The organism is Streptomyces sp. NPDC041108 (genome assembly GCF_055592645.1).
This window is the reverse complement of sequence record NZ_JBVIYK010000002.1, coordinates 478,134-504,839: the sequence shown is the minus strand read 5'-3', so window position 1 is coordinate 504,839 and position 26,706 is coordinate 478,134. Positions and strand designations below refer to the sequence as shown.

Annotated in this window: 21 protein-coding genes; 11 read left to right on the top strand and 10 right to left on the bottom strand. The window is 71.8% G+C overall.

The window, feature by feature from the left end; genetic code table 11:
• The first annotated feature begins 13 nt into the window (after positions 1–13).
• Together ACZ6BB_RS08175 and ACZ6BB_RS08170 are read left to right on the top strand one after the other, a co-directional pair.
• A complete protein-coding gene (locus ACZ6BB_RS08175; protein ID WP_471614479.1) occupies positions 14–661 on the top strand; it encodes a superoxide dismutase in 648 nt (215 codons plus the stop codon).
• 230 nt (positions 662–891) lie between these two features.
• Positions 892–1,110 (top strand): hypothetical protein, encoded by a 219-nt coding sequence (locus tag ACZ6BB_RS08170; RefSeq protein ID WP_471614478.1) that lies wholly within the window; start codon positions 892–894, stop codon positions 1,108–1,110.
• 12 nt (positions 1,111–1,122) lie between these two features.
• Here the strand turns inward: ACZ6BB_RS08170 and ACZ6BB_RS08165 are convergent, their stop codons facing one another.
• Positions 1,123–1,776, bottom strand: a complete 654-nt coding sequence (locus ACZ6BB_RS08165; protein ID WP_471614477.1) for a mycothiol-dependent nitroreductase Rv2466c family protein — start codon at positions 1,774–1,776, stop codon at positions 1,123–1,125.
• A gap of 161 nt (positions 1,777–1,937) precedes the next feature.
• Between ACZ6BB_RS08165 and pepN (ACZ6BB_RS08160) the strand changes: the two genes are divergently transcribed.
• Together pepN (ACZ6BB_RS08160) and ACZ6BB_RS08155 are read left to right on the top strand one after the other, a co-directional pair.
• The gene (pepN, locus tag ACZ6BB_RS08160) at positions 1,938–4,532 is read left to right on the top strand and encodes an aminopeptidase N (protein ID WP_471614476.1); all 2,595 of its coding nucleotides are present in this window, start codon (positions 1,938–1,940) and stop codon (positions 4,530–4,532) included.
• A gap of 266 nt (positions 4,533–4,798) precedes the next feature.
• On the top strand, positions 4,799–5,869 hold the full coding sequence (locus ACZ6BB_RS08155; protein ID WP_471614475.1) for a hypothetical protein: 1,071 nt from the start codon (positions 4,799–4,801) through the stop codon (positions 5,867–5,869).
• 115 nt (positions 5,870–5,984) lie between these two features.
• Here the strand turns inward: ACZ6BB_RS08155 and ACZ6BB_RS08150 are convergent, their stop codons facing one another.
• The 3 genes from ACZ6BB_RS08150 to ACZ6BB_RS08140 all read right to left on the bottom strand — a co-directional run bounded on the left by ACZ6BB_RS08150 (position 5,985) and on the right by ACZ6BB_RS08140 (position 9,728).
• Positions 5,985–7,145, bottom strand: coding sequence for a serine hydrolase domain-containing protein (locus ACZ6BB_RS08150; protein WP_471614474.1), 1,161 nt, complete (start codon positions 7,143–7,145; stop codon positions 5,985–5,987).
• 112 nt (positions 7,146–7,257) lie between these two features.
• A complete protein-coding gene (locus ACZ6BB_RS08145; protein WP_471614473.1) occupies positions 7,258–9,030 on the bottom strand; it encodes a TIGR03767 family metallophosphoesterase in 1,773 nt (590 codons plus the stop codon).
• 233 nt (positions 9,031–9,263) lie between these two features.
• Complete coding sequence (locus tag ACZ6BB_RS08140; RefSeq protein ID WP_471614472.1) at positions 9,264–9,728, bottom strand: NUDIX hydrolase; 465 nt, start codon at positions 9,726–9,728, stop codon at positions 9,264–9,266.
• A gap of 222 nt (positions 9,729–9,950) precedes the next feature.
• Between ACZ6BB_RS08140 and ACZ6BB_RS08135 the strand changes: the two genes are divergently transcribed.
• A complete protein-coding gene (locus ACZ6BB_RS08135; protein ID WP_471614471.1) occupies positions 9,951–13,271 on the top strand; it encodes a S8 family serine peptidase in 3,321 nt (1,106 codons plus the stop codon).
• Positions 13,272–13,342: 71 nt separating this feature from the next.
• Here ACZ6BB_RS08135 and ACZ6BB_RS08130 read toward each other — a convergent pair whose 3' ends face one another.
• Positions 13,343–14,338, bottom strand: a complete 996-nt coding sequence (locus ACZ6BB_RS08130) for a hypothetical protein (RefSeq protein ID WP_471614470.1) — start codon at positions 14,336–14,338, stop codon at positions 13,343–13,345.
• Between the two features lies 1 nt (position 14,339).
• Positions 14,340–14,888, bottom strand: a complete 549-nt coding sequence (locus ACZ6BB_RS08125; RefSeq protein WP_471614469.1) for a sigma-70 family RNA polymerase sigma factor — start codon at positions 14,886–14,888, stop codon at positions 14,340–14,342.
• Positions 14,889–15,245: 357 nt separating this feature from the next.
• On the opposite strand from ACZ6BB_RS08125, the gene ACZ6BB_RS08120 reads away from it, so the two are divergent.
• Complete coding sequence (locus tag ACZ6BB_RS08120) at positions 15,246–16,262, top strand: aspartate-semialdehyde dehydrogenase (protein WP_471614468.1); 1,017 nt, start codon at positions 15,246–15,248, stop codon at positions 16,260–16,262.
• A 182-nt stretch (positions 16,263–16,444) separates the two neighbouring features.
• Complete coding sequence (gene pepN / locus ACZ6BB_RS08115; RefSeq protein ID WP_471614467.1) at positions 16,445–19,027, top strand: aminopeptidase N; 2,583 nt, start codon at positions 16,445–16,447, stop codon at positions 19,025–19,027.
• Positions 19,028–19,090: 63 nt separating this feature from the next.
• Here the strand turns inward: pepN (ACZ6BB_RS08115) and ACZ6BB_RS08110 are convergent, their stop codons facing one another.
• On the bottom strand, positions 19,091–20,065 hold the full coding sequence (locus ACZ6BB_RS08110; protein WP_471614466.1) for an EamA family transporter: 975 nt from the start codon (positions 20,063–20,065) through the stop codon (positions 19,091–19,093).
• Positions 20,066–20,209: 144 nt separating this feature from the next.
• On the opposite strand from ACZ6BB_RS08110, the gene ACZ6BB_RS08105 reads away from it, so the two are divergent.
• The gene (locus ACZ6BB_RS08105) at positions 20,210–20,728 is read left to right on the top strand and encodes a MarR family winged helix-turn-helix transcriptional regulator (RefSeq protein ID WP_471614465.1); all 519 of its coding nucleotides are present in this window, start codon (positions 20,210–20,212) and stop codon (positions 20,726–20,728) included.
• 121 nt (positions 20,729–20,849) lie between these two features.
• On the opposite strand, the gene ACZ6BB_RS08100 is transcribed toward ACZ6BB_RS08105, so the two are convergent.
• The 3 genes from ACZ6BB_RS08100 to ACZ6BB_RS08090 all read right to left on the bottom strand — a co-directional run bounded on the left by ACZ6BB_RS08100 (position 20,850) and on the right by ACZ6BB_RS08090 (position 23,735).
• Positions 20,850–21,125 carry a hypothetical protein gene (locus ACZ6BB_RS08100; protein WP_471614464.1) on the bottom strand — a complete coding sequence of 92 codons (276 nt, stop codon included), beginning with the start codon at positions 21,123–21,125 and terminating at the stop codon, positions 20,850–20,852.
• A 270-nt stretch (positions 21,126–21,395) separates the two neighbouring features.
• A complete protein-coding gene (malQ, locus tag ACZ6BB_RS08095; protein WP_471614463.1) occupies positions 21,396–23,468 on the bottom strand; it encodes a 4-alpha-glucanotransferase in 2,073 nt (690 codons plus the stop codon).
• A 30-nt stretch (positions 23,469–23,498) separates the two neighbouring features.
• A complete protein-coding gene (locus ACZ6BB_RS08090) occupies positions 23,499–23,735 on the bottom strand; it encodes a hypothetical protein (RefSeq protein ID WP_471614462.1) in 237 nt (78 codons plus the stop codon).
• 324 nt (positions 23,736–24,059) lie between these two features.
• On the opposite strand from ACZ6BB_RS08090, the gene ACZ6BB_RS08085 reads away from it, so the two are divergent.
• The 3 genes from ACZ6BB_RS08085 to ACZ6BB_RS08075 are packed head-to-tail and all read left to right on the top strand — an operon-like array spanning position 24,060 to position 26,670.
• Entirely contained in the window at positions 24,060–24,593 is a 534-nt protein-coding gene (locus tag ACZ6BB_RS08085; protein ID WP_471614461.1) for a PadR family transcriptional regulator, read from the top strand.
• Positions 24,590–25,315, top strand: a complete 726-nt coding sequence (locus ACZ6BB_RS08080; RefSeq protein ID WP_471614460.1) for an ABC transporter ATP-binding protein — start codon at positions 24,590–24,592, stop codon at positions 25,313–25,315. The genes ACZ6BB_RS08085 and ACZ6BB_RS08080 overlap by 4 nt, the downstream gene beginning before the upstream one ends.
• Positions 25,312–26,670: an ABC transporter permease gene (locus tag ACZ6BB_RS08075; RefSeq protein ID WP_471614459.1), complete on the top strand. Its 1,359-nt coding sequence runs from the start codon at positions 25,312–25,314 to the stop codon at positions 26,668–26,670. Before ACZ6BB_RS08080 ends, ACZ6BB_RS08075 begins: the two co-directional genes overlap by 4 nt.
• The last annotated feature ends 36 nt before the right edge of the window (positions 26,671–26,706 follow it).

Here is a 26,706-nt window from a genome sequence, read left to right as displayed (position 1 = left end):
CGGAGGGGACCCCATGCCCGTCTACACGCTCCCGGAGCTTCCGTACGACTACGCGGCGCTCGCCCCCGTGATCAGCCCCGAGATCATCGAGCTGCACCACGACAAGCACCACGCGGCGTACGTCAAGGGCGCGAACGACACGCTGGAGCAACTGGCCGAGGCGCGGGACAAGGAGAGCTGGGGGGCGGTCAACGGCCTGCAGAAGAACCTGGCCTTCCATCTCTCCGGCCACATCCTGCACTCGATCTACTGGCAGAACATGACCGGTCCGAAGGACGGCGGCGGCGAGCCGCTGGCCGCGGACGGTGTGGGCGAACTGGCGGACGCCATCGCCGAGTCCTTCGGCTCCTTCGCGGGCTTCAAGGCGCAGCTGACCAAGGCGTCGGCGACCACTCAGGGTTCGGGCTGGGGCGTCCTCGCCCACGAGCCGCTCAGCGGGCGCCTGATCGTCGAGCAGGTCTACGACCATCAGGGCAACGTCGGCCAGGGCTCCATCCCGATCCTGGTCTTCGACGCCTGGGAGCACGCCTTCTACCTGCAGTACAGGAACCAGAAGGTCGACTTCATCGACGCCATGTGGGCCGTCGTCAACTGGCAGGACGTGGCCCGCCGTCACGCCGCCGCCAAGGAGCGCGCGGACGTGCTGCTCCCGGCCCCCTGACCCGGGGCCCACCGGGGTGTCCTGCTCGTGATCGTCTTCTCACCCTTCACCGGCAGGCAGATGGGGGAGAACCCCCGCGAGGTCGTGACTCGCGGGGGTTCTCGCCTGTCCGGGTGCCGGAAAACGCCACCGGCGGGACGGGTTCCGGTCTGACGGATTCCTGACTTTTCGCCCTATGCTCCCGTTTCCGGCCGGATTCCCGATCCGGCCGACCGGATCCGGGAGGTCGCATGGAGACGAGCTACAAGCACTGTCCTCCTTGTGGGGGAGGCAAGCCCCTGCCGTTCCACAAGGCCGACAAGGAGGTGCGGGCGTACCTCACGTCCCTGGGCAAGAACCCGGCCGGCTGGTGGCGCTGCGCCAACCACGGCGAGAAGGGCCGCTGCCTGTTCGTCCAGCCGTACGGAAAGCAGAGGGAGGGCCTGACCCTTCCCGAATCCTTCCGGTGACCCGGCCGCCGGTCAGACGAGGTTGCTGAAGTCCGGTCCCTTGGTGCGGGTGCGCTTGAGCTCGTAGAAGCCGGGGACCGAGGCGACGAGGAGGGTGCCGTCCCAGAGCTTGGCGGCCTCCTCGCCCTTGGGGGCGGGGGTGACGACCGGGCCGAAGAAGGCGATCTGCTCGCCGTCGGCGCCGGGGACGGCGATGACGGGGGTGCCGACGTCCTGGCCGACCTTGTCGATGCCCTCCTGGTGGGAGGCCCGAAGCTGCGGCTCGTACGGGGTGGCGTCCCAGTGGTCCATGAGGGAGTCGGGCAGGCCCACGTCCTTCAGGGCGGCGGCGACCGTCTCCTTCTCCGGGCCCTCGCCCTGGTTGTGGATCCGCGTGCCCATCGCGGTGTAGAGGTCACCGAGGACCTCGGCGCCGTGCTCCTGCTGGGCGGCTATGACGATCCGTACCGGACCCCACGCCTTCTTCTCCAGCAGCTCGCGGTACTCCTCGGGCAGCTCGTCGATCTTGGGCTCGTTCAGCACCGCGAGGCTCATCAGGTGCCAGCGGACCTCGATGTCCCGGACCTTCTCCACCTCCAGGACCCACCGCGAGGTCATCCAGGCCCAAGGGCACAGCGGGTCGAACCAGAAGTCGACAGGGGTCTTGCCGGAGGTCTGCTCGGACATGCTTCTCCTCGGGAGGATCATTCGAAAGGCAGTCGTCTCAGCTGGCAACACCGACGGCCGGGCGTCGCATTCCCACCTGCCCGCCGTCAGGTGCGCATGGCAGGATCGGCCCTGTCCGCATGCTGAACACCGCTTGAAATCCACCCTGAGGGAGTGCCCCCGTGCCCGGTGAGAATCTGTCCCGCGACGAGGCCCAGGAGCGGGCCGCGCTGCTGTCCGTCGACGGTTACGAGGTCTCGCTCGACCTGCGGTCCGCCGTCGGCGAGGCGGGTGGCGCGGCCGGCGAGCCGCGCACCTTCCGCTCGGTGACGACGATCCGCTTCCGCTGCGCCGAGCCGGGCGCCGGCAGCTTCGCCGATCTGATCGCGCCGAGTGTGACGGCCGTCTCCCTCAACGGCAAGGATCTCGACCCGAGCGAGGTCTTCGACGGCTCCCGGATCACCCTCGACGACCTGGCCGCCGAGAACGAGCTGGTGGTCGACGCGCAGTGCGCCTACTCCCGCACGGGCGAGGGCATGCACCGCTTCGTCGACCCCGAGGACGGCGAGGTCTACCTCTACACCCAGTACGAGCCGGCCGACTCCCGCCGGGTCTTCGCCAACTTCGAGCAGCCGGACCTCAAGGCCCCCTTCCGCTTCGAGGTGCGGGCACCGGAGGACTGGGTCGTGTGGAGCAACGGCGCCGGTGAGCGGACGGACGGGGTGTGGCGCTTCGCGGAGACGAAGCCGATCTCGACGTACATCACGGCGTTCGTCGCGGGCCCGTACCACTACGTGACGGACACCTACGAGCGGGTCTTCGAGGACGGTACGCGGCTGGAGATCCCCCTCGGCGCGATGTGCCGCAAGGGTCTCGCCCCCTACTTCGACTCCGACGACGTCTTCCTGATCACCAAGCAGGGCCTGGACTTCTTCCACGACCACTTCGACTACCCGTACCCGTTCGGGAAGTACGACCAGGCGTTCGTGCCCGAGTACAACCTCGGCGCGATGGAGAACCCGGGACTCGTCACCTTCCGCGAGGAGTTCATCTTCCGCGGCAAGGTCACGCGGGCGTCGTACGAGCGGCGGGCCAACGTCGTCCTGCACGAGATGGCGCACATGTGGTTCGGCGACCTGGTGACCATGGTGTGGTGGGACGACCTGTGGCTGAAGGAGTCCTTCGCCGACTTCATGGGGTCCTTCTCGATGGTCGAGGCCACGCGCTTCACCAACGGCTGGGTCACCTTCGCCAACAACCGCAAGTCCTGGGCGTACCGCGCCGACCAGCTGCCCTCCACCCACCCCGTCACGGCCGACATCCGTGACCTGGAGGACGCGAAACTCAACTTCGACGGCATCACGTACGCCAAGGGCGCCTCCGTGCTCAAGCAGCTGGTGGCGTACGTGGGGCGCGACGCGTTCCTGGAGGGCGCCCGGCGCTACTTCAAGCGGAACGCGTACGGCAACACGAAGCTGGGCGACCTGCTGTCGGTGCTGGAGGAGACCAGCGGGCGGGACATGGTGTCCTGGTCGCGCGCGTGGCTGCAGACGGCCGGCGTCAACTCCCTCACCCCGCAGGTGCTGCTCGCCGCCGACGGCCGGATCGAGGAGCTGGCCGTGGTGCAGGAGGCCGCCGAGTCGCACCCGGAGCTGCGGCCGCACCGGGTGGCGATCGGCCTGTACCGGCGGGGCGCCGAAGGGGGCCCGCTGGAGCGGTACGCGCGGGCCGAGGTGGACGTGGACGGGCCGCGTACGGTCGTGGGCGAGCTGGCCGGGGCCGAGGCACCCGAGCTGGTGCTGGTCAACGACGACGACCTGACGTACTGCAAGATCCGGTTCGACGCGGGGTCGCTGGACACGCTGCGGGCCGGGCTCGGGGACGTCTCCGACCCGCTGGCCCGGGCGCTGTGCTGGTCGGCGCTGTGGAACCTGACGCGGGACGCGCTGCTTCCGGCACGGGACTTCGTCGACCTCGTCCTGCGGTTCGCGGGGCGGGAGTCCGACATCGGGGTGCTGCAGATGCTGCACGCGTGGGCCGGGTCGGCGCTCACGCACTACGCGGCGCACGGATGGCGGGAGACCGGCGGCCGGCTCCTGGCGGAGGGGGCGCTGCGGGAGCTGCTGGCGGCCGAGGCAGGCAGTCAGCACCAGCTGACGTGGGCCCGTTTCTTCGCCTCGGTGGCCTCGGGCGAGGGCGATCTGGCGTTGCTCCGGGGGCTGTTGGCCGGGACCGAGAAGATCGACGGGCTGGACGTCGACCAGGAGCTGCGGTGGGCGTTCCTGGAGCCGCTGGCGACGCACGGGGTCGCCGACGAGGCGATGCTGGCCGCCGAGCTGGCACGGGACGACACGGCGTCCGGGAAGCGGCACCAGGTGCGGTGTCTGGCGGCGCGGCCGTCCGCGGCGGTCAAGGCGCAGGCGTGGGTCTCGGTCGTGGAGTCGGACACGATGTCCAACGCGCTGGTCGAGGCGACGATCGCGGGGTTCGGGCGGCCCTCCCAGCGGGAGCTGGTGGCACCCTACGCCGCGAAGTACTTCGAGGTGATCGAGCGGGTGTGGGCCGAGCGGTCCATCCAGATCGGGATGGACGTGGTGCGGGGGCTGTTCCCGTCGCTGCAGGACTCCCGGGGAACGCTGGACGCGACGGACGCGTGGCTCGCCGCGCACGAGAAGGCGGCGCCGGCGCTGCGCAGGCTCGTGCTGGAGGCGCGGGACGATCTGGCGCGGGCGCTGCGGGCGCAGGCATGTGACACGGCGGCGGAGGCCGCGGCGTAACTGTCGCCGGGGCGGGGTGTGTTGTGCGCCCGGCGGCTGCCGCACGGCAGGCGCCGGGTGCGCGCGACCGGTGCTCGCGGGCGAGGGTCCGACCCGGTTGAGGGTTACCGAATTCGGGTAATCGGAGCCGTAACCTTTTCCGATCGCGTCCGGACCAGCGGATATCGGCAGTCGAACGCACGTACTTTAGTGTGGTCTTGTCCGGATTTGTCGACGAGCCTGTAACAGCGGTTAATCCACGGCTCCGGAGCGGGAACCTCCGGGGCATGACCCACAACACCCCGCTCTCCCCCCGCCCCCTCCGTCGCCTCTCGGACGTCACGCGCCGGGTGCTGACGGCCGCGCAGCTGCGCGCGCAGGGTGTCACCGCCGCCGAGACGAACGAGCTGTGCCGGCCCGGCGGTTCCTGGCAGCAGCTCCTGCCGGGTGTGTTCCTGCTGCACCCGGGCCCGCCCACCTCCGAGGAGCGTCTGCACGCGGTGCTCTCGTACGCGGCCCGCTCACCGTTCCGCGAGACGGTCACCGGGGTCGCGGCGCCCGTCGGGGTGCCGACGCAGCCGAACGCCGACGAGCCCCGTCCGACACCCCGCTACCCGGAGGCGGTGATCACGGGCCTGGCCGCCCTGACCCTGCACGGGTTCACGACCGCGCCGCCCCTCCCCTCGCTCGACACCATCGACGTGCTCGTGCCGCGCATGCGCCGGCTGCGGACCACGGGCTGCGCACGGATCGTCCGCACCTCTGCCATGCCGACCCCCTCGTACGTGACCGGCCTGCCCGTCGCCCCCGTGCCGCGCGCCCTCGCCGACGCGGTCGGGGAACTCGCCGACGCGGGCGCGGTGCGCCGGCTGCTGACGGAGGCGGTGCGCGCCGGGCACACCGAACCGGTCGCGGTGGTGCGGGAGTTGACCGCGGCACGGCTGCTGAACCGTCCGCACGTGGCCGACGCGGTGGACTCGCTGCTCGCCGAGGGACGGGCGATCGCGGAGGACCACCTCTACCGGATGGTGCGCGAACACGCCCTGCCCGACCCGGTCTGGAACGTCGACCTCCGGCTGCCCGGCGGCCCGCACCTCGGCGGTCTCGACGCGTACTGGCCGGAGCAGGCCGTCGCGGTCGAGCTGGACACCCGCGCCCCCCGGCAGGAGGACGACGCACTGTGGTCCGAGTACGCCCGTAAGCGCGAGATGCTGGAGCGGCTCGGCATCACCGTCGTCCACATCAGCCCCAGGAAGCTGCGTGACTCCCTGGAGCAGCAGGCGGCCGTCGTCCGCACCGCGCTGATGGCGTCGTGCGACCGCGATCCGGCCGCGTATGTCGTGGTGCTCCCCCGGTAGTTCGGGTAACCCGGGGACATCAGGAGGGGAGAGGAAGGGCCGCCGGCCGAGCCGGCGGCCCTTCCTCATCGTGCGGGACACATGGACGGGACGGGCGTGTACGGGACGGGGGCCGCTACCCGCCGCAGAACTCCGCCTCCATGATCGGCGTGCTGTCGCCCGTCCAGTCGCTGTTGAAGTTGTAGGTGAGGGTGTGGCGGCCGTCGGCCGTGGTGACGGCTTCGGAGAGGGAGCCGTGGATACCGCCGCTGTGGCCCCACAGCCGGACACCGCAGGAGAGCTTGTAGGTGATGAGCCCGAGGCCGTAGCCGCCGCGGTCGCCGTCGAGCGGGATCACGTCCTTCATCTCGGCGAGCTGTTTCCTGGGCAGCAATGTGCCCCGCAGCAGGGCCGAGACGAAACGGTTGAGGTCGTCGGCGTCGGAGACCATCCCGCCCGCCGCGCCCGCGATCGAGGGGTTGAGCCTCGTGACGTCGTACGTCCGGCCGTCCGCCGTCTCCGCCAGCTTGGAGTAGGCGCGGCCGTGCGGGCCCGGGAGGGTGGGCGCCGTGCCGGGGACCTCGGTGTCGCCCAGGCCGAGCGGCTCGATCACGCGGGCGCGGATCTCGTCGCCGTATCCGCGGCCCGTGGCCTTCTCGATCACCATGCCGGCGAGCACGTAGTTGGTGTTGGAGTAGCTCCAGTCGGTGCCGGGGGCGAAGGTGGGTTCGTGCTTCATGGCGATGCCGACCAGCTCGCGCGGGCTCCAGGTGCGGTAGCGGTTCTTCAGGAAGCCCTCGGCGAGTAAGACGTCCTTCACGAACCGCTCGTCGGAGGTGTACTCGGCGATCCCGCTGGTGTGGTTGAGGAGTTGACGCAGCGTCACCCTGCGGCCGTCGTGGCCCTTGCCGCGGACCACGCCCGGCAGCCACCTGTCGACCTTGTCGTCCAGCGACAGCCTGCCCTCCGCCTCCAGTTGGAGCAGCACGGTGGCGACGAAGGTCTTCGTGATGCTGCCGATGCGGAAGTGGTCGCGGGCGGAGCGCGGTTCGCCCGTCCTCAGGTCGCCGGTGCCCGCGGCGGCCTTCCAGACGCCGCGGGCGTCCTTGGCCTGGACGGTGACGCCGACGACACCGCTCTCCACATTGGCGTCCATCGCCTTCCGGGTGGCGCGGTGGTCGCCTCCGGCCGAGGTCCCCGTGGGCACGGCCGCCACCGCCGGGGCGGCCAGCGCCAGTGCGGCGGTCACGGCGGTGGTGACCAGCAGAGCCCCGCGCCGGCCTGTGCGTACTGACATGTCGTCCTCCCCCTTCGCCCGGTGTTCCCGGCGGCTCCGGGAACGACCGGTCGGGGAGGGGGACACCGGCGGTACCCGGCAGGTTGAGCGGGGTGCGCCGGTTGAGCGGTTTTCAGCCCTTGCGCAGGACGAGTTCCGTGTTGCGGTCGCGGGGGGTGCCGGTGAGCGTGTCGCGGCGGCCTGGCGCGTTGTAGGACAGCTCGCGGTAGAGGGCGGCGAGACCGGTCTGCGAGAGGTCCGTGAAATCGGTGGCGTGCGGGGCGGCCGATTCGATCAGGGTCGTGAACAGGGAGATCGTGCCGTCCTTGTTGTCCACCAGCTCGATGACGCGGGCGAGTTGGGGGAAGTCGATGTGGGAGGCCGTGGAGATCTCCCAGAAGGAGCCGCCGCCCGAGGCCGAGTGCGGGGTGATGCGGTTGCGGTGGCTGTGGCCGTTCACCCAGGCCAGGACGTTGCGATGACGACCGAGCAGGGACAGCACCTCGTCACCGCTGTGGCGGGCCTCACCGGGACTCGTGGGGTCCTTGCGGAGGTTGCGCATCGAGGCACTGGTGTGGTGGCTGAACACGACGGCGTGGGAACCGTCCTTGGCCGCCTCCTTCAGGGTGCGGTCCAGCCACTTGAGCTGGGCCGTGCCGAGCGATCCCTCGTAGTGGCCGCCGGGGTCGGTGGAGTCGAGGCTGATGCCGATGACGTCGTCGCCGATACGGAAGGCGTAGTACTGGGTGCGGGCGTCCAGGTTGGCCTGCGAGTAGCCGTGGCCGACCGGGCCGGGGCCGGTGTGGGCCGGGTCCAGGTGGGCCTTCAGGTAGTCCCGCGGGGTGAAGGGGGCACGGCCCTCGTCCGGGGTGACCGCGCGCATCTTCTTCGCCTGGGCCTTGAGGACGGCCTTCCACTCGGCGCCCCGGGGGTCGCCGCCGCTCTTGACGTTGTCCCAGAGGGCCTTGCCGACCCGCTCGTCCAGCGTCATCAGCTTCCGGCCGCCGACCGCGAAGTCGGCGAACCAGGAGTCGCCGGGGGCGTAGCAGCCGCCGGGGAGGGAGTCGTGGTTGCCGACCGTGGAGTACCAGGGGACGTTCAGGCCGGGGCTGTTGACCTCGCGGATCGCGGCGGCGAGAAAGCCGTTCAGGCGGGGGAAGCCGAGCTGCTTGTCGGCGTCGCGCAGGGCGGCGTCGGGCTGCCAGTAGAGCTTGAGGCCGCTGTTCTGGACGCCCTCGTAGCGGCGCGGGTCACCGGAGTTGGGGGTGACGCGGCCACCGCTCATCACCTTCAGGAACCAGTCCAGCTCGGTTCTTGAGTTGTTGTCGGTGTTGTCGCCGGTCGTCATGACGAAGTGCAGGGGGGAGCCGGTCACCGGGGCACCGCGCAGCGCGTTCACCCGCTCGACGAGCGAGACCGCGCCGGCCACGGACAGCGCCTCCTGCGGACGCCAGGCGCTGGCGGTCTGGGCGCGCAGGTACTCGTAGCGCAGCGGGTGCTGGACGTCCACCACGTGCAGGTCGGTGAACTGCACGAAGGACGCCAGTGCCGTACGGCGCTTCTCGCGGCCGGACTTGGGGGCCGCCAGGTCTCCGCGTACGACCCGCGCCCAGGCCGGGCCGGAGCCGAGGCGGCGGTAGCCGGAGGAATTGCGCGGGGCGGCGACCGAGGCGAGGGTCGTGCCCCGCGTGTACGGCGCGAGGGGTGCGGCGGGGGCCTGTCTGCTGGAGAGGTTCGTCAGGGGGATCTCGCCGGTCCCGGCGGCGGGAGTGGCGGCGTGGGCGGCGGTCTCCGGCCGCAGGGCGAAGCCGGCCCCCGCGGCGAGGCCGACCGCGCCGGTGGCGGCGAGGAAGGCCCGGCGGTCAGGGTTGGTGGCGGCGGCAGCGACTGAGCGTATGCGCGACATGGCGCGGTCTCCCCGAGTGCGAACGCGTCGGAAGTGGTCGCGGGGGCCGCTCCGCGGTGTGGGCCGCAGTGGGGTTCCCGCTCTTCCTCGATGCTTGGCAGCGGGGGTGGCCTGGACGTTAACGACGTCGCAACGGACAGCGCCGATCACCGTACGTGGATCTTCGGCGACGGTGTGCGTCACCGGAGGTTCCCGAATGTGAGCGGAAGCGAAGGGAAGGAGTCACTCCGTGTTCATCTGCCGGGGTAGGGCACCGGCGGACGGCCGTTCCGGGGGCGTTCCCTCCACAGGCGCAGGCCCACGTCGACCAGGCCCACCCGGTCCAGGTCCGCGACCTCGGCCAAGGGGTGCCAGGCGGCCATGTCCGTGGAGCCGCCGGTCTCGTGGCGGAGGTCGCCGCCGGTGACCCGGGCCTCGTAGACGATGCGCAGGGCCTGGAAGTCGACGCGGGCGCCCAGGCGGCCGGAGTCCTGGCGCCTGGTGGTGTCGATGCCGAGGAGCGCGGTGGGTTCGACGGCGTAGCCGGTCTCCTCGGCCGCCTCGCGGACGACCGTGTCGTAGGGGTCCTCGCCGTGCTCCATGCCGCCGCCGGGCAGGGTCCACCTGCGCAGGCCGTCCCGGGAGACCCAGCGGGCGAGCAACAGCCGCTCCTCGCGGACGCACACGGCGTAGGCCGCCACCCTCAACTGCTCACGCATGCGCAGACGTTACCCGCAATGTCCGCCCATACGCGGTCATTGCACTCATGACGGGTTGAGGGTTTACCCCATGAATTGGATCCGTCGCGGTCAGCACTCCCCAAACATCTATCACTTTGGTAAGACTGAGCGATCATCCGGGACCACATAACGGACCGGACCGATCCGAACCTGCCGCTCGGATCACCCATGCCTGCTCACTGAATTCCTTACCTACAAGGGATGTCGATGACCCTCACCCCCCAGCCCGGCCCCCGGTCGGGTTCGAGACGCGTGGCACGCACAGCCGTGGCCGCGGGTCTGGTCGCCGCGCTCTCCGCGGCCGGGCCGATACCCATGGCCTTCTCGGCGGACAACCCGTCCACCGCCGTCCCGTCCGACGGTGGTGTCAAGTCCGCGCACGACAAGCTCGGCTCGAACGACGCCGACCTCCTCGCCGAGGCCAAGGCCGACGGCGACAAGAACGTCACGATGATGATCGCCACGGCCCCCGGCAAGACCGAGCAGGTCGCCGAGCAGCTGGACGCGGTCAAGGGCGGCTCCGTGGGCCGTACCTACGACAAGCTCGGCTACGTCCGCGCCACCGTCCCGACCAAGAGCGCCGACTCGGCCATCTCGGCCGCCGCGAAGCTCTCCTCCGTGCAGGGCATCGACCTGCGCCACGAGATCGTCCTCGACGACCCCTCACCGGCCGCGGACACCGCGAAGGGTGCGAAGAAGCAGGCCACGGCCGCCGAGACCTACCCGGGGCCGGACAAAAACACCCCCGCCAAGAACCCGTACAACCCGTCCTTCGAGACGGGCGCCGTGGACTTCGTGCGGAAGAACCCGACGGCCGACGGCCGGGGCATCACCATCGGCGTCCTGGACTCCGGCGTCGACCTCGCGCACCCCGCGCTGCAGAAGACGACCACCGGCGAGCGCAAGATCGTCGACTGGGTGACGTCCACCGACCCGATCGTCGACAACGACCTCAGCTGGCGTCCGATGACGAACTCGGTCTCCGGACCGACGTTCACCTTCGGCGGCCGCACCTGGACCGCGCCCGCGGGCGCCTACTCCGTCAACACCTTCCGCGAGTCCGCCACGGCGGGCGGCGACGCGGCGGGCGACGTGAACCGCGACGGCGACACCACCGACGCGTGGGGCGTGCTCTACGACGCGGCGGCCGGCACGGTCACGGTCGACGTCAACCAGAACTTCGACTTCCGCGACGACAAGCCGATGAAGCCGTACAAGGACGGCTACCAGATCGGCTACTTCGGCACCGACGACCCGGCGACCGACGTCGCCGAGCGTCAGCCGTTCGTCGTGGAGTACCGCAAGGACGTACCCATGGACCCCTTCGGGGGTGACTGGGTCGGCAAGAAGGCCGACTTCGTCAACATCGGTCTCATCTCCAGCGAGCACGGCACCCACGTCGCCGGCATCACCGCCGCGAACGGCCTGTTCGGCGGCAAGATGAACGGCGCCGCCCCCGGCGCGAAGATCGTCTCCTCCCGCGCCTGCGAGTTCGGCCCCGGCTGCACCAACGTGGCGCTCACCGAGGGCATGATCGACCTCGTCGTCAACCGCGGCGTCGACATCGTCAACATGTCCATCGGCGGCCTCCCGGCGCTGAACGACGGCAACAACGCGCGCGCCGAGCTGTACACGCGCCTCATCGACACCTACGGCGTCCAGCTGGTCATCTCGGCCGGCAACTCGGGCCCCGGCGCCAACACCATCGGCGACCCCGGCCTGGCCGACAAGGTCATCTCGGTCGGCGCGTCCATCTCCAAGGAGACCTGGGCCTCGAACTACGGCTCCGAGGTCGCCAAGGGCTACCAGCTGTTCAACTTCTCCTCGCGCGGCCCGCGTGAGGACGGCGGCTTCACCCCGACCCTGGTGGCCCCCGGCGCCGCGGTCAACACCGCCCAGACCTGGCTGCCGGGCGTCATCGCCCCCGAGGCCGGCTACACCCTGCCGGCCGGCTACCAGATGCTGAACGGCACCTCGATGGCCTCCCCGCAGGCGGCCGGTGCCTCCGCGCTGCTGCTCAGCGCCGCGAAGCAGAAGGGCATCGCCCTGCCGCCCGCGAAGCTGCGCACCGCGCTGACCTCGACGGCCGACCACATCCGCCGCGTGCAGGCGTACGCCGAGGGCGCGGGCCTGATGGACATCGAGGCCGCCTGGAAGTCGATCAAGGCGGGCGCCTCGGCGCACGAGTACACCGTCAAGGCCCCCGTCGACACGGCGATCGACTTCGCGCTGAAGACCCCGGGCTTCGGCACCGGCGTCTACGACCGCGAGGGCGGCCTGAAGGCCGGGCAGTCGAAGACGTACGACGTCACCGTCACCCGTACCTCCGGCGCCGACAGCGCGATCCGTCACGACCTGCGCCTGAAGAACGACGAGAACGACACGTTCTCGATCGTCGGCGGCGACGAGGTCTCCCTGCCGCTGAACAAGCCGGTCACCGTGAAGATCGCCGCCAAGCCGGAGGAAGCCGGCATCAGCAGCGTGATCCTGGAGGTCGACGACCCGAAGACCGTGGGCGTCGACAAGCAGATCCTCAACACGGTGGTCGTCTCCAAGCCGCTGAAGTACGCCCACTCGGTGTCGGGCACGGTCCAGCGCAACGCCTTCAAGTCGTACTTCGTCACCGTCCCCGAGGGCACCAAGTCCCTTGAGGTCGCGATCGGCGGACTGAAGGACAAGAGCCAGACCCGCTTCATCGCCAACCACCCGTACGGTGTCGCGGTCGAGAGCACCAGCTCCCTGACCTGCTACAACAACTACCTGGACGGCAACGGCTGCAAGCCGGACGTGCGCTCGTACGCCAACCCGACGCCCGGTGTCTGGGAGTTCGAGGTCGAGTCGCGCCGCACGTCCCCGCTGCTCGACAACCCCTTCAAGCTCGACTTCGCGGTGTACGGGGCGGACTTCGCCCCCGAGGTCGTCACCGTGCCCGAGGCCAAGGTCGGCACCCCGACCGCCGCCACCTGGAAGGTGACCAACAAGCTCGCCGCCATCGACGGCAAGCTGACGGGCGGCCCGCTCGGCTCCGCCAAGACCGGCCGGCCGACCATCGCGACCGGTGTCACCCAGACCTCCACGGTCGCGGTTCCCGCGGGCGCCAAGTCCCTGGACGTCTCCATCGGCAACACCGCCGACACGGGCGCCGACCTCGACCTGTACGTCTACGACGCCGCGGGCACCCAGGTGGGCAGCTCCGCGGACGGCGACTCCGAGGAGTCCGTCTCCCTGCCGTCGCCGGCCGCCGGCACGTACACCATCGAGGTCGTCGGCTACGCGGTCCCGTCCGGGTCCACCGCGTACGACTACCGCGACGTGTTCTTCTCCTCCGCCCTCGGCGAGGTGAAGGTCGCGGGTGCCGCCGTCAAGCTCGGCACGGGTCAGTCGGCCACCGTCTCCGGTGAAGTGGTCGCGGCCGCCGAGGCCCCGGCCGGCCGGGAGTTCTTCGGCCAGGTCCAGCTGGTCAATGCGCGCGGCACCGCCGCGGGCACCGGCAGCGTGCGGATCGAGAAGGTCACGCCGTAGTGCGCCGGTAGTGCGTGAGTGACGGAGGGGCGGGTGTCCACGGGACACCCGCCCCTTCGGCGTTCAGCGGGTCACTCGCACGACAGCTTCTCCGAGCCGGGGAGCGCCTTCTGCATCCAGGCCCGGTCGCGGGCGATGTCCGCCTCCTTCGTGGTCCAGACGTCCGGGTGGGCGTCGTGGCGCGGGATGCCGACGAGGACGTGGTCGCCCTCCCTCAGCCGCGGGTCGACGTCCTGGTCCATGGGGAAGACGACCTGGTCGCCCCCCTTGTCGGGCTTGATCCAGCGGTCCACCTCGACCGTGATCCGGTCCTGCCCCGCACCGGGCACGGCTTCGACCTCGGTGACGGTGCCCTCGACGATGAGACGCGAGCAGGCGACGTACCCCTCGGCGGAGAGCGAGGCCGAGCCGCCCCGGTCACCGCTGTCCGGACCGGCGGACCGGCTCGCCGACCCGTCGGAGGCGGAGTCGGACTTGGCCGTGCTGTTCACCCCGATGTCCCCTTGCACCATGCCCCAGCCCACGACGAGGACCACCGAGGCGGCCGCGGCGGCGGCGAGGCCCCCGAAGGTGATCCTCAGGGCCCGCCGGGCCCGGTTCGGCCGCGGCAGCAGCGGGGTCACCGACGCGGTGGGGGCCGCCGCGGCCCCGGACACGCGCCCGGGGTCCGTCTGGGCACCGGCCGCGTCCCCCGGCCGCGCGGCCGGGGGTCGCCCCGGCGGGGCCCCGGCCACGACGTCGTCACCCGTCACCGCCAGCGCCTCCCCGAGGAGCCCCAGCTGCTCCCGCAGCAGCGCCACGTCGGTGGCGGCCGCGTCCCGCGCCGCCATGAACTCGGCGTCCCGCAGTGCCTCCTCGGGCAGCGGTTCGTCGAGGAGGGCGGCCATCAGCGCGTCCATACCGGCGTGGACGGGGCCGTCGTGACCGATGTCGTCGTGACCCGTGCCGTCGTGACCGATGTCCTTGTGGCGCCGAGCGCCGTCGTGCTCGTCACCGGCGCGCGTGGCGCCGTTCCGCGCGACGTCCTCGTACTCGGCGTCGCGCCTGCTGTCGTCCCGGGAGGCCACGTCACACCACCTCGTCCTCGTGCAGGCGGGTGCGCAGGGCGCGGACCGCCGAGTGGAGCCTGCTCTTGACCGTGCCCTCGGGGATGCCGAGCTCGTCGGCGATCCCACGCACCGGCAGGTCGGCGTAGAAGCGCAGGACGAGCACCTGACGCAGGGCGTCGGGCAGCTCGTCCAGTCCTCGGGCGACGGCGAGCGAGAGCACGCTGGAGTCCTCGCCGGAGGGCAGCTCGTGCTGGCGCAGGGAGGCCAGGCGCTCTCCCAGGCGCTCCTGGCGCCGCTTGGCCCGATGCCAGTCCATCGCCAGGTTGGAGGCGACCACCGCCGCCCACGCGGACACGTCCCGCGGTGCCTCCTGACCGTTCGCGGCCCTCTCCAGCAGCCGCAGCCGTACCTGCTGTACCCCGTCCAGCAGGTCCGACTGCGGCACACCGCCGAGCGCGAGCACCGCTCGCACCCGCCGCTCCTGGGCCTCGTCCAGCGGGTCGCGCGCCTCCTGGACGCTCTCGGCCTCCCGGACGCTCTCGACGTGGCGCGCCTTTCTGCGCAGCACAGTCCCCCCTCCCCTCCCGCGTTTCCCCTACGACGCCGGCACGGGCCGAAACGTTCGGCGGGTGCGGCCCGAGTTTCCCGGAGCAGCGCAGAGGCGTACGTCACACCTTCGCGTGCACCCGGATGCCGTGGGCAGGGTCGGGGCAGCACAGCTTGCGGTACGGAGCCGCCGTAGGGCGAATTTCTCCAGCTCAGCCGGGGTGGCGGCCAAAGATGCGACTCCGGCGCCGGGGCCTGTCGTGTCCCGCCCGCCGGACCCGCCGGTCAAACGATTGGACAGGCGGGCACGGCCTGACCGCATGATGGAAAGGCCTCGGCCATGCCGCAGACACAGACAAGTCACGTAGAAGGAGTCGCCGTGAGGGTCGGAATCGTCGGAGCCACCGGTCAGGTCGGCACGGTCATGCGCAGGATCCTCAAGGACCGCGACTTCCCGACCACCGAGCTGCGCCTGTTCGCGTCCGCCCGCTCGGCCGGTTCGGTCGTCGACGGTGTGACGGTCGAGGACGCGGCGACGGCCGACTACTCGGGCCTCGACATCGTTCTGTTCTCCGCGGGCGGCGCGACCTCGAAGGTGCTGGCCGAGAAGGTGGCCTCGCAGGGCGCGGTCGTGATCGACAACTCCTCCGCGTGGCGCCGCGACCCCGATGTGCCGCTGGTGGTCTCCGAGGTGAACCCGCACGCGATCGCCGACCGCCCCAAGGGGATCATCGCCAACCCGAACTGCACGACGATGGCCGCGATGCCGGTCCTGCGTCCGCTGCACGACGAGGCGGGTCTGGAAGCGCTGGTCGTCGCCACCTACCAGGCGGTGTCCGGCTCCGGCGTCGCGGGCGTCGCCGAGCTGCACGGCCAGGTCCAGAAGGTCGTGGCGGACGCGGACAAGCTGACGCACGACGGCTCGGCCGTCGACTTCCCCGAGCCGGGCGTCTACAAGCGCCCCATCGCCTTCAACGTGCTGCCGCTGGCCGGTTCGATCGTCGACGACGGACTGCACGAGACGGACGAGGAGCAGAAGCTCCGCCACGAGTCCCGCAAGATCCTGGAGATCCCCGGCCTCAAGGTCTCCGGCACCTGCGTCCGCGTCCCGGTCTTCTCCGGCCACTCCCTCCAGGTGAACGCCCGCTTCGCGCGCCCGATCTCGGTGGAGCGCGCGACGGAGCTGCTGGCCGGCGCCCCGGGCGTCGCCCTCTCCGAGATCCCGACCCCCCTCCAGGCGGCCGGTCAGGACCCGTCCTTCGTGGGCCGCATCCGCGCCGACGAGACGGTCGACAACGGCCTGGCCCTGTTCGTCTCCAACGACAACCTCCGCAAGGGCGCGGCGCTGAACGCGGTCCAGATCGCGGAGCTGGTGGCGGCGGAGCTGAGCGAGTAGCGGGGCGGTACACGACAGAGGGGCGCCCACCGGATGCTGCCGGGGGGCGCCCCTTCGTGTGTGCGGAGCGCCGGCGCACTCGGGCTCCATCCGACCGGGAACCTCTCCGAATGCCACCTGCCCGCGCACCACCCTCCCCATGGAAGGATGGCGCAACCCACACATACCGAGGAGATGACCGCGTGCCTGGCACAAACCTGACCCGCGACGAGGCTCAGCAGCGGGCGGCGCTGCTCACCGTCGACTCGTACGAGATCGATCTCGACCTCTCCGGCGCGCAGAGCGAGGGAGGGACCTACCGGTCCGTGACCACGGTGCGCTTCGACGTCACGGAGAGCGGCGCGACGTCCTTCATCGACCTGGTGGCCCCGACCGTCCACGAGGTGACCCTGAACGGCGACGCGCTGGACCCGGCGGAGGTCTTCGCGGACTCCCGGATCGCGCTCCCGGACCTGCTGGAGGGCCGCAACATCCTGCGGGTCGTGGCCGACGCGGCGTACACCAACACGGGCGAGGGACTGCACCGGTTCGTCGACCCGGTCGACGACCAGGCATACCTGTACACCCAGTTCGAGGTCCCCGACGCCCGCCGCGTCTTCGCGAGCTTCGAACAGCCGGACCTGAAGGCCACGTTCCAGTTCACCGTGAAGGCCCCGACGGGCTGGACCGTCATCTCCAACTCGCCGACCCCGGAGCCCAAGGACGACGTCTGGGTCTTCGAGCCGACGCCCAGGATCTCCACGTACATCACGGCGCTCATCGTCGGCCCGTACCACTCGGTGCACAGCGTGTACGAGAAGGACGGGCAGAGCGTGCCGCTCGGCATCTACTGCCGGCCGTCCCTCGCCGAGCACCTGGACTCCGACGCGATCTTCGAGGTCACCCGGCAGGGCTTCGACTGGTTCCAGGAGAAGTTCGACTACGCGTACCCGTTCAAGAAGTACGACCAGCTGTTCGTACCGGAGTTCAACGCGGGCGCGATGGAGAACGCGGGCGCGGTGACCATCCGCGACCAGTACGTCTTCCGCTCGAAGGTGACGGACGCGGCGTACGAGGTCCGCGCCGAGACCATCCTCCACGAGCTGGCCCACATGTGGTTCGGCGACCTGGTGACGATGGAGTGGTGGAACGACCTGTGGCTGAACGAGTCGTTCGCCACCTACACGTCGATCGCCTGCCAGGCGGACGCGCCCGGCTCGCGCTGGCCGCACTCCTGGACCACGTTCGCCAACTCCATGAAGACCTGGGCGTACCGGCAGGACCAGCTGCCGTCCACGCACCCGATCATGGCTGAGATCAACGACCTGGACGACGTCCTCGTCAACTTCGACGGCATCACCTACGCCAAGGGTGCCTCCGTCCTGAAGCAGCTCGTCGCGTACGTCGGGCAGGACGAGTTCTTCCGGGGCGTACAGGCGTACTTCAAGGCGCACGCGTACGGCAACACGCGTCTGTCCGACCTCCTGGGCTCCCTGGAGAAGACCTCCGGCCGCGATCTGAAGGCCTGGTCGAAGGCGTGGCTGGAGACGGCGGGCATCAATGTCCTGCGTCCCGAGATCGAGACGGACGAGCACGGGGTCATCACCGCGTTCGCGGTCCGCCAGGAGGCCCCGGCGCTGCCCGCGGGCGCCAAGGGCGAGCCGACGCTCCGCCCGCACCGGATCGCGGTCGGTCTGTACGAACTGGACGACGACAGCGGCAAGCTGATCCGCGACGAGCGGGTCGAGCTGGACGTCGACGGCGAACTGACCGCCGTGCCCCAGCTGGTGGGCCGGCGCCGTCCGGCGGTGGTCCTCCTCAACGACGACGACCTGTCGTACGCGAAGGTCCGTCTGGACGAGCGCTCGCTGGCGTTCGTCACCGAGCACCTCGGCGACTTCGAGGCGTCGCTCCCCCGCGCGCTGTGCTGGGCCTCGGCCTGGGACATGACACGTGACGCGGAACTGGCGACCCGCGACTACCTGTCGCTCGTCCTGTCGGGCATCGGCAAGGAGTCCGACATCGGTGTCGTCCAGTCGCTGCACCGTCAGGTGAAGCTGGCGATCGAGCTGTACGCCGACCCGACGGCCCGTGAGGCGCTGCTGACCCGCTGGACGGACGCCACGCTCGCGCATCTGCGTGCCGCGGCCCCCGGTTCCGACCACCAGCTGGCCTGGGCCCGCGCGTTCGCCGCGACCGCCCGGACGCCCGAGCAGCTGGACCTGCTGGAGGCGCTTCTGGAGGGCACGCAGACGATCGAGGGTCTGGCCGTCGACACCGAGCTGCGCTGGTCCCTCGTACAGCGGCTCGCGACGGTGGGCCGCTACGACGAGGCGGAGATCGCCGGCGAGTACGAGCGCGACAGGACCGCCGCCGGTGAGCGCCACGCCGCCACCGCCCGCGCCTCCCGTCCGACCGCCGAGGCCAAGGCCGAGGCGTGGTCGCAGGTCGTCGAGTCGGACAAGCTCCCCAACGCGCTGCAGGAGGCGGTCATCGGCGGCTTCGTCCAGACCGACCAGCGCGATCTCCTCGCCGCGTACACCGACCCGTACTTCGAGGTGGTGAAGGAGATCTGGGAGTCCCGCTCCCACGAGATCGCCCAGCAGATCGCGATCGGGCTCTACCCGTCCGTCCAGGTCTCGGCCGACACCCTGCACAAGACGGACGCCTGGCTGGCCGCCGCCGAGCCCAGCGCGGCCCTGCGCCGTCTGATCTCGGAGTCCCGCTCCGGCGTGGAGCGAGCCCTCCGGGCGCAGGCCGCGGACGCGGCGGCGACCACGGCGTAGCGGCCACGGGTCGTACGACGACGAGGGCGCCCGGTGAGGTTCACCGGGCGCCCTCGTCGTGGGTCAGCGGCCGGAGCGACCGACGAGCGGGGCTTGCGACAGGCCGCCGTGCCGGGGCCCCGGCGCTTCCCGTGCCCCCTCGGCCCGCGCCGGCGTGCGGGGCTGGAGCTGGCCGGCGATCGTCGCGCCGAAGGCGATGGCCATGCCGAGGAGCTGGAGGGCCCCGAGGGACTGGCCGAGGGCCGCCCAGCCGACCACGGCCGCGGTGAGGGGGGACAGGGGGCCGAGGAAGGTGACCTGGGTGGCGGAGAGGCGGCCGATGCCCCGGAACCAGAGCCAGTAGGAGACGGCGGTGTTGCCCAGCATGAGGTAGAGGTAGCCGCCGATCGCCGGGCCGTCCAGGGCCGGGGGCGCGCCCTCGACCAGCAGGGCGAGCGGGGCGATCAGGAGGCCGCCCGCGGTCAGCTGCCAGCCGGTGAGGGCGAGGGGGCTGACGCCGGCCGGGCGTCCCCACCGCTTGGTCAGGACCGTGCCGGTGGACATGGAGGCGGTGGAGGCGAGCGCCGCGAGCAGTCCGACCGGGTCCAGCGCGCCCGCCGCCCTCAGGACGACCAGGCTGACGCCGAGGGCGGCGGCGACGCCGGTGAGCAGCGTGCGTACGGTCGGCCGGTCCCCCAGCAGCAGGGCCGCCAGGCCCGCGACGAACAGCGGCCCGACCGAGCCGACCACCGCCGCCATCCCGCCCGGCAGCCGGTACGCGGAGAGGAAGAGCAGCGGGAAGAAGGCGCCGATGTTCAGCGCGCCCAGCACCGCGGCCTTGCCCCACCATGCCCCGCGCGGCAGCGTGCGCGAGATCGCCAGGAGCAGCAGGCCCGCCGGGAGCGCCCGCACCAGGCCGGTGAACAGGGGGCGGTCGGCCGGCAGGAACTCCGTCGTCACGGCGTAGGTGGTGCCCCAGGAGAGAGGGGCGAGCGCGGTCAGGGCGATGAGGGGGAGACGACTCGCGGTGTGCGCGGGCTGCACGGTGTGCGCGGTCATGGGAAGCGTCCTTCGCGGCGGGAGATCCTGCTCGGTCGGCAGGCCGATGAAGCAGCTAGCTTGCTTGCAATTAGCTTAGCGCTAAGCCACTTTCCGTCAAGCTACTTTCTTGCGGCCGATCCATCGGCATCCGATACTCACCCCATGAACGCGCGCCCCGAGCCCGACAGGCCCCTTCACGACCCCGTCGACACGATCATCGACCAGTGGGCCGCCGCCCGGCCCGACCTGGACACCACCGCGATGGAGGTGTTCGGCCGGGTCTACCGGCTCTCGCGGACGCTGGGAGACCGGATGGAGAAGGCGTACGCGCGGTTCGGGATCTCGCGCGGCGAGTTCGACGTGCTCGCGACCCTGCGGCGGTCCGGGGAGCCGTACACGCTCTCGCCCCGCCAGCTCTCCGCCACCCTCATGCTCACCACCGGCGGGATGACGGGCCGGCTCGACAAGCTCGAACGCGCCAACCTGCTCCGCCGCTCCCCCGACCCGCACGACCGCCGGGCCCTTCAGGTCACCCTCACCGACGAGGGGCTGCGCCTGATCGACGAGGCGCTCGTGGCGGGCCTGGCCGTCCAGACCGAGGCGCTGGCCGCCCTGGACGACGAACAGGCCGGCCAACTGGCCGGCCTGCTGAGGCTGCTGGTGGTGGGCACGGGGTCATGAGGGAACGCGTCGAGGGCACCGCCGGCGCACGGAGGTGCGGGTGCGCCGGCGGTGCCCTCGACGGAACGTCTCAGTGAGGTCTCCGTCTCGGTGAGGTCTCACTGAGGCGGAGCGGAGGGTGTCAGACCTTCGCCTCGGCGTCGGCCTTGACCTTGGCCTGTGCCTTCGGCTGACGGTCCGTGGACCCGTCCAGGACCCACACGAGGCCGGCGATCACCAAGAACAGGGCGATCGGCGCCACGACGAAGAGGCCGAGCGTCTCGAACACGCTGAGGCCCGGGCCCGGGTCGTCGCCGTCGTCGGGCGTCAGCGCGAGCGCGGGGGACGACATGAGCAGCATCATCAGCGTCGTACCGGCAGCCAGGGCGCCGGCGCGCAGGGCGTTCTTCTTGTCCACGCGCTAAAGGTAACGAACGTGGGTGAGGTTCGCTCGGGCGGGGGGCGCCTTCAGGGGGCGGGGGCGCCTGCGCAGTTCCCCGCCCCCTGGAAGCCCAGGCCCCTGCGGGCCTGAAAAGCGGGGCCTGCGGGCCTGGAAGCACGGGGCGCAGCCCCTGCTTTCAGGGGCGCGGGGAACTGCGCGAGAAGCCCCACCGGGCCGCACCCGCCGACGCACCCGCACCCCCGCCCCGCCCCCGCCCCCGAGGCGCACCGCACCCAAGAGTCACCGCTACGAGACCCCCCGCAACACATCCACCAGCGCGTACAGCCGAGGCGACGCCGCCAGATCCTCCAGCGTCGCCGGACGGCCCCCCGCATCGGCGATCGGCAGCCGCCAGTTCGGATACTGGTCCCACGTGCCGGGCAGGTTCTGCGGACGGCGGTCGCCGAGCGCGTCGGGGAGCCAGAGGCCGACCATGCGCGCGGGGGTCCGCAGCAGGAAACGGTGGACGGCCTGGATCCGCTCCTCCTCGGACGTGGTGGAGATGCCCCCGCCGGCGCCGTCCAGCAGGCCCAGCTCGGCGAGGAGCGCCAGCCATTCGCCCGCGTCGGCGGCGGCCTCGGCCCGCTCCGCCTCCAGGGACCGGGTGAGCAGCCCCAGGTCGTGGCGCAGCTCGACGTGGTCGCAGGTCAGCCGGGACGCGGTGGGCGGGAGGTCGTGCGTGGTGGCGGTGGCGAGACAGTTCGCCCGCCAGCTCTCGGGCGGCAGGGGCCGGCCCGTGCCCTCCCAGTCGCGCTCGAACCACAGGACGGACGTGCCGAGGACCCCCCGCGCGTCGAGCGCCTCGCGCACCCCCGGCTCGACCGTGCCGAGATCCTCGCCGATCACCAGGGCGCCGGCCCGCGACGCCTCCAGGACCAGGATCGCGAGCATGGCGTCGGCGTCGTAGCGGACGTACGTGCCCTCGGTCGGGGCCTGGCCCTGCGGTACCCACCAGAGGCGGAACAGGCCCATGACGTGGTCGATGCGCAGGGCGCCCGCGTGACGGAGGAGGGCGCGCAGGAGGTGGCGGTAGGGGGCGTAGCCGGACTCGGCGAGGCGGTCCGGGCGCCAGGGGGGCAGACCCCAGTCCTGGCCGCGGGAGTTGAAGGCGTCGGGGGGCGCGCCGACGGACATGCCGGACGCGAAGTACTCCTGCTGGGCCCAGGCGTCGGCGCCGCCGGGGTGCACGCCGACGGCCAGGTCGTGCACCAGCCCGATCGGCATGCCGGCGTCGCGCGCGGAGCGTTGCGCGGTGCCGAGCTGGGCGTCGGTCAGCCAGGCCAGGCGGGTGTGGAAGTCGACGCGGTCCATCAGCTCCCCGCGTGCGCGGGCGGTCTCGGCGGAGCGCGGGTCGCGCAGACCGGCCGGCCAGCGCTGCCACTCGGAGCCGTGGACCTCGGCGAGCGCGCACCAGGTGGCGTGGTCCTCCAGCGCCGCGCCCTCCTCGGCGAGGAAGTCCCAGTAGGCGGCCCGCCGGCCGGGGCCGAGCGGCACGTCGCACACCCGTTCCAGGGCCGTGCGCTTGAGGGCCCACACCGCGTCCCGGTCGATCAGCTCACCCTTGGCCAGGACGGACTCCCGCAGCCGCGTGGCCTGTTCCAGCAGCGCGCCGACGTGGTCGCGCTCCTCGGGCGAAGCGAGGACGTACGGGTACTCCGGTACGTCCTCCACCCGCAGATGGACGGGGTCGGGGTAGCGGCGCGAGGAGGGGCGGTACGGGGAGGGGTCGGTGGGCGGGCCGGGGACGGCCGCGTGCAGCGGGTTGACCTGGACGAATCCGGCGCCGAGGGCGCGGCCGGCCCAGGAGGTGAGTTCGGCGAGGTCGCCGAGGTCGCCCATGCCCCAGCTGCGGCGGGAGAGCAGGGAGTACAGCTGGACGAGAAGGCCGTACGTGCGGCCGGGCGGGGCCGGCAACCGGGCCGGGGCCACCACCAGGTGGGCGTCGGCGGTGCGCCCGTCGGGGGCGGTGGCGCGCAGGGTGTGAACGCCCGGGGGCAGGTCCTCGACGTCGGAGCGGAGTTCGCCCTCCTCGGTCTCGACGCGCAGCCGGGTGCCGTCCGGGAGTGCGGTCAGCGCGGCGGGGGGTGCCCCGTCGGCCCAGCGGACGACGGTCGGCGGCAACAGCCGCTCGCCCAGTCGCCGTTCGCGGTCCGCGAGGGCGGCGGTCACGGACTCGGGGGTGCTCGCGTCGACGTCCAGCGCGGCGAGAGCGGCCACGACCGCGCCGTACGAGGCCGCGACCGCACGGTCCGGGGAGGGGCTGTAGGAGGTGGCGACGCCGTACAGGGCGGCGAGCCGGGCCAGCGGGGTCTCGGCCATCGGGTTCGGACCCCCTGGGTCTTCGTGCATCTAGACCCCCGATGCGGCGCCGTGGGACGTGGGTTCACTGGTGAGGGGGGCCGCGTCGGTGAGAGGCGGCTCGCTGGTGAGGGGTTCCGCGTCCGGGAGCGGGGGCTCACTGGTGAGCGGGACGTCGGCGCAGGGGCCCTCGGCGCTGAACACACAGACAGGGGGTTCGTGGAGCTCGAAGGGCTCCGGCGTGCGTTTGGAACGGGCGGGGGCCGGAAGGTGAGCCGGTGCGGCCACGGGGTTCTCCTTGTCGTCGTACGACGGTGGGGTGCGGGTCCGGGGTACTCCAGCCCTACCCAGCGCGCGCCGCCGCAGACGTGGCTGGAGCGACATCGTGGTGTTGGTCACTCCCGCACCAGGGGTACCGGCTCCTCCGGCATGGGGCCGTCGCCGCTCCGTTCGGGTGCCGAATCGGCTCTCGCACCGGCCCCGAATCGGCTCTGGCACCGGATCCGGCCGGGACCTCGCACCGGCCCCCGGAGCGGGTCTCACGCCAGGTCTCGGAGAATCACCCCAGCCAGCTATTCACTCGATACATATACTCAGTGCATACTGATCACCATGAGCACCCGCCACATCCTGTTGGGCCTGCTCGCCGGGGGGCCGAGCCATGGCTACGACCTCAAGCGACGGCACGACGAACGCTTCCCGCAGGCCCGCCCGCTGGCCTACGGCCAGGTCTACACGACCCTGCAGCGGCTGGTCCGCGACGGACTCGCCGAGGTCGACGGCACCGAGGCGGACAGCGGTCCGGAGCGGACGATGTACCGCTCGACGGACAAGGGCGCCCGCGAACTGACCGAGTGGGCCGGGCAGATCACCGCGCCCGCGCCGTTCGTGACGAACGAGATCTTCGCCAAGCTCGTCGTCTCGATCCTCGCCGACGGTGATCCCGCCGCCTACCTGCGGGCGCAGCGCACCGCGCACATGACACGGATGCGGGAACTGACCGCCGTGAAGACCGCGCCGGGAGCCGATCTCTCGACGGTGCTCGCGGCGGACTACGCCCTCAACCATCTCGACGCCGATCTCCGCTGGATGAACACCACCGCGGCCCGGCTGACCACCCTGACCGCGGAGGTCGACGCAGCATGAACGAGCACACCCCCCACGGGGACCCCGGCCCCGGTCCGCTGCTCGCGGCCCGCGGCCTCGTCAAGCGCCACGGCAGGACCGAGGCGCTGCGCGGCGCCTCCGTGGAACTGCGCGAGGGAGAGATCCTCGCCGTCACCGGGGCCAGCGGCAGCGGCAAGTCCACGTTGCTGCACTGCCTCGCGGGCATCCTCCGGCCGGACGAGGGTTCGGTGGCCTACGCCGGAAAGCGGCTCGACCGGCTCCCGGAGAAGGAGCTGAGCGAACTGCGCCGGACGGACTTCGGAGTCGTCTTCCAGTTCGGGCAGCTGATACCCGAGCTGACGGCCGTCGACAACGTCGCGCTGCCGCTGCTGCTGGCCGGCACGGCCCGGCAGGCGGCGCGGGAGCGGGCCGGGGAGTGGCTGGAGCGGTTCGGGGTGCGCGGGCAGGGGGAGCAGCGGCCCGGCGAGATGAGTGGCGGTCAGGCACAGCGGGTGTCGCTGGCCCGGGCCCTGGTGACCGCACCGCAGGTGGTGTTCGCGGACGAGCCGACCGGGGCGCTGGACTCACTGGCGAGCGAGCAGGTGATGGCGTCGCTGACGCACGCGGCCCGGGAGTCGGGTACGGCGGTGCTGCTGATCACCCACGACGCGCAGACCGCGGCGTACGCGGACCGCGAGGTCGTGCTGGAGGACGGGGTCGTGGTGTCGGACGCCGGCGCGGCACTGGAGGTGAACCGGTGAAGGCGCTGGCGAACGATCTTCGGCTGACCGTCCTGCTGACCCGGGGCTCCGACCGTCGCGAGCGGTGGCGGGTGCTGCTGACGGCCCTCGGAGCGGCCCTGGCCACCGGCTTCGGCATGGCGGCGGCCGCACTGGCCTCGCTGGAGGGCCAGTACAGCGTGCAGTTCGGCAACGGTCTGCTCAATCACCCCGGTGAGCGCTCCGGGGTGATCGTCACCCTGCTGCTCCTGCTGATCCCGGTGCTCGGGCTCCTCGCGCAGTGCACGCGTGTCGGTGCCGTGCAGCGTGATCGACGGCTGGCCGGGCTGCGGCTGGCCGGGGCATCGGTGACCCAGGTACGCAGGATCGCCGCGCTGGAGACGGCGGCGGCCGGTCTGGTCGGCTCCCTGGTCGTCACGGTCTTCTTCGTGCTGCTCCTGCTGAGCACGTGGACCCCGCCCGCCCTGGCCTGGGTCGGCATCGCCCTGGTGGCGCTGGGGGTACCGGTGCTGGGCGCGGTCGCGAGTGCGCTGGCGCTGCGCCACGTGGTGGCCTCTCCGCTGGGCTGGGTGCGCCGGGTGCGGCCGAGCACGGGCCGTGGGCCCGGACGGGTGTTCCTGGGCGCGGTCGCGCTGGTGGCGCTCGGGGCACTGCTCTTCGTCGCCAACACCAGCCGCGACATGCCGGACATCTCACCCGTTCAAGCGCCGTTGACGCTCTCCGGCGCGTTGCTCGCCGCGGGCGCGGGCGCGGTGTGGCTCTCGGGTGCGGTCTCGAAGTTCACCGGCCGGCTGCTCGCCGCGCGCGCCGAGACACCCGCCGTGCTGATCGCCGCCGAGCGGCTGCGCGACGACCCGTGGTCCGCGGCGCGCACCCACGCGGCGGTGGTGATGGGGACCGTGGTCGGCAGCGGATTCATGGGCATTCGACATGCGCTGCTCGCGAGCATCGACAAGTACGACTACCTGAGGGACAGGGCCGACTTCTACACCACCGGCCTGAACCTCTCCGCCGCCGCGATCCTCATCGGCTTCGCCATCACCCTCTTCGGGCTGGCCGTCGGCACCGCCGAGTCCCTCGCGACCCGCCGCCGGGGCCTGGCGGCCCAGGTCGCCACGGGGGTGCCGTACGAGGTGCTGCGTCGTGCGCTGCTGCTGGAGACGGCCCTGCCCCTGGCGCCGTCGGTGCTCGTCGCGGGCCTGTGCGGTACGGCGTTCGCCGCCACGTATTCCACGGCCCTGAGCGGCACCCCGTGGATCCCCTACGGCTCGCTCCTGGTCCCTGTCGCGGCATACGGCGCCTGCCTCCTCGCGGCCGCCACGTCCCTGCCGCTGCTGCGCCGCACGATCCGGCCCGCGGAGCTGCGGTACACGTAGGGCCCGAAGACGCGGCGACCCAGGGGACACGGGGGT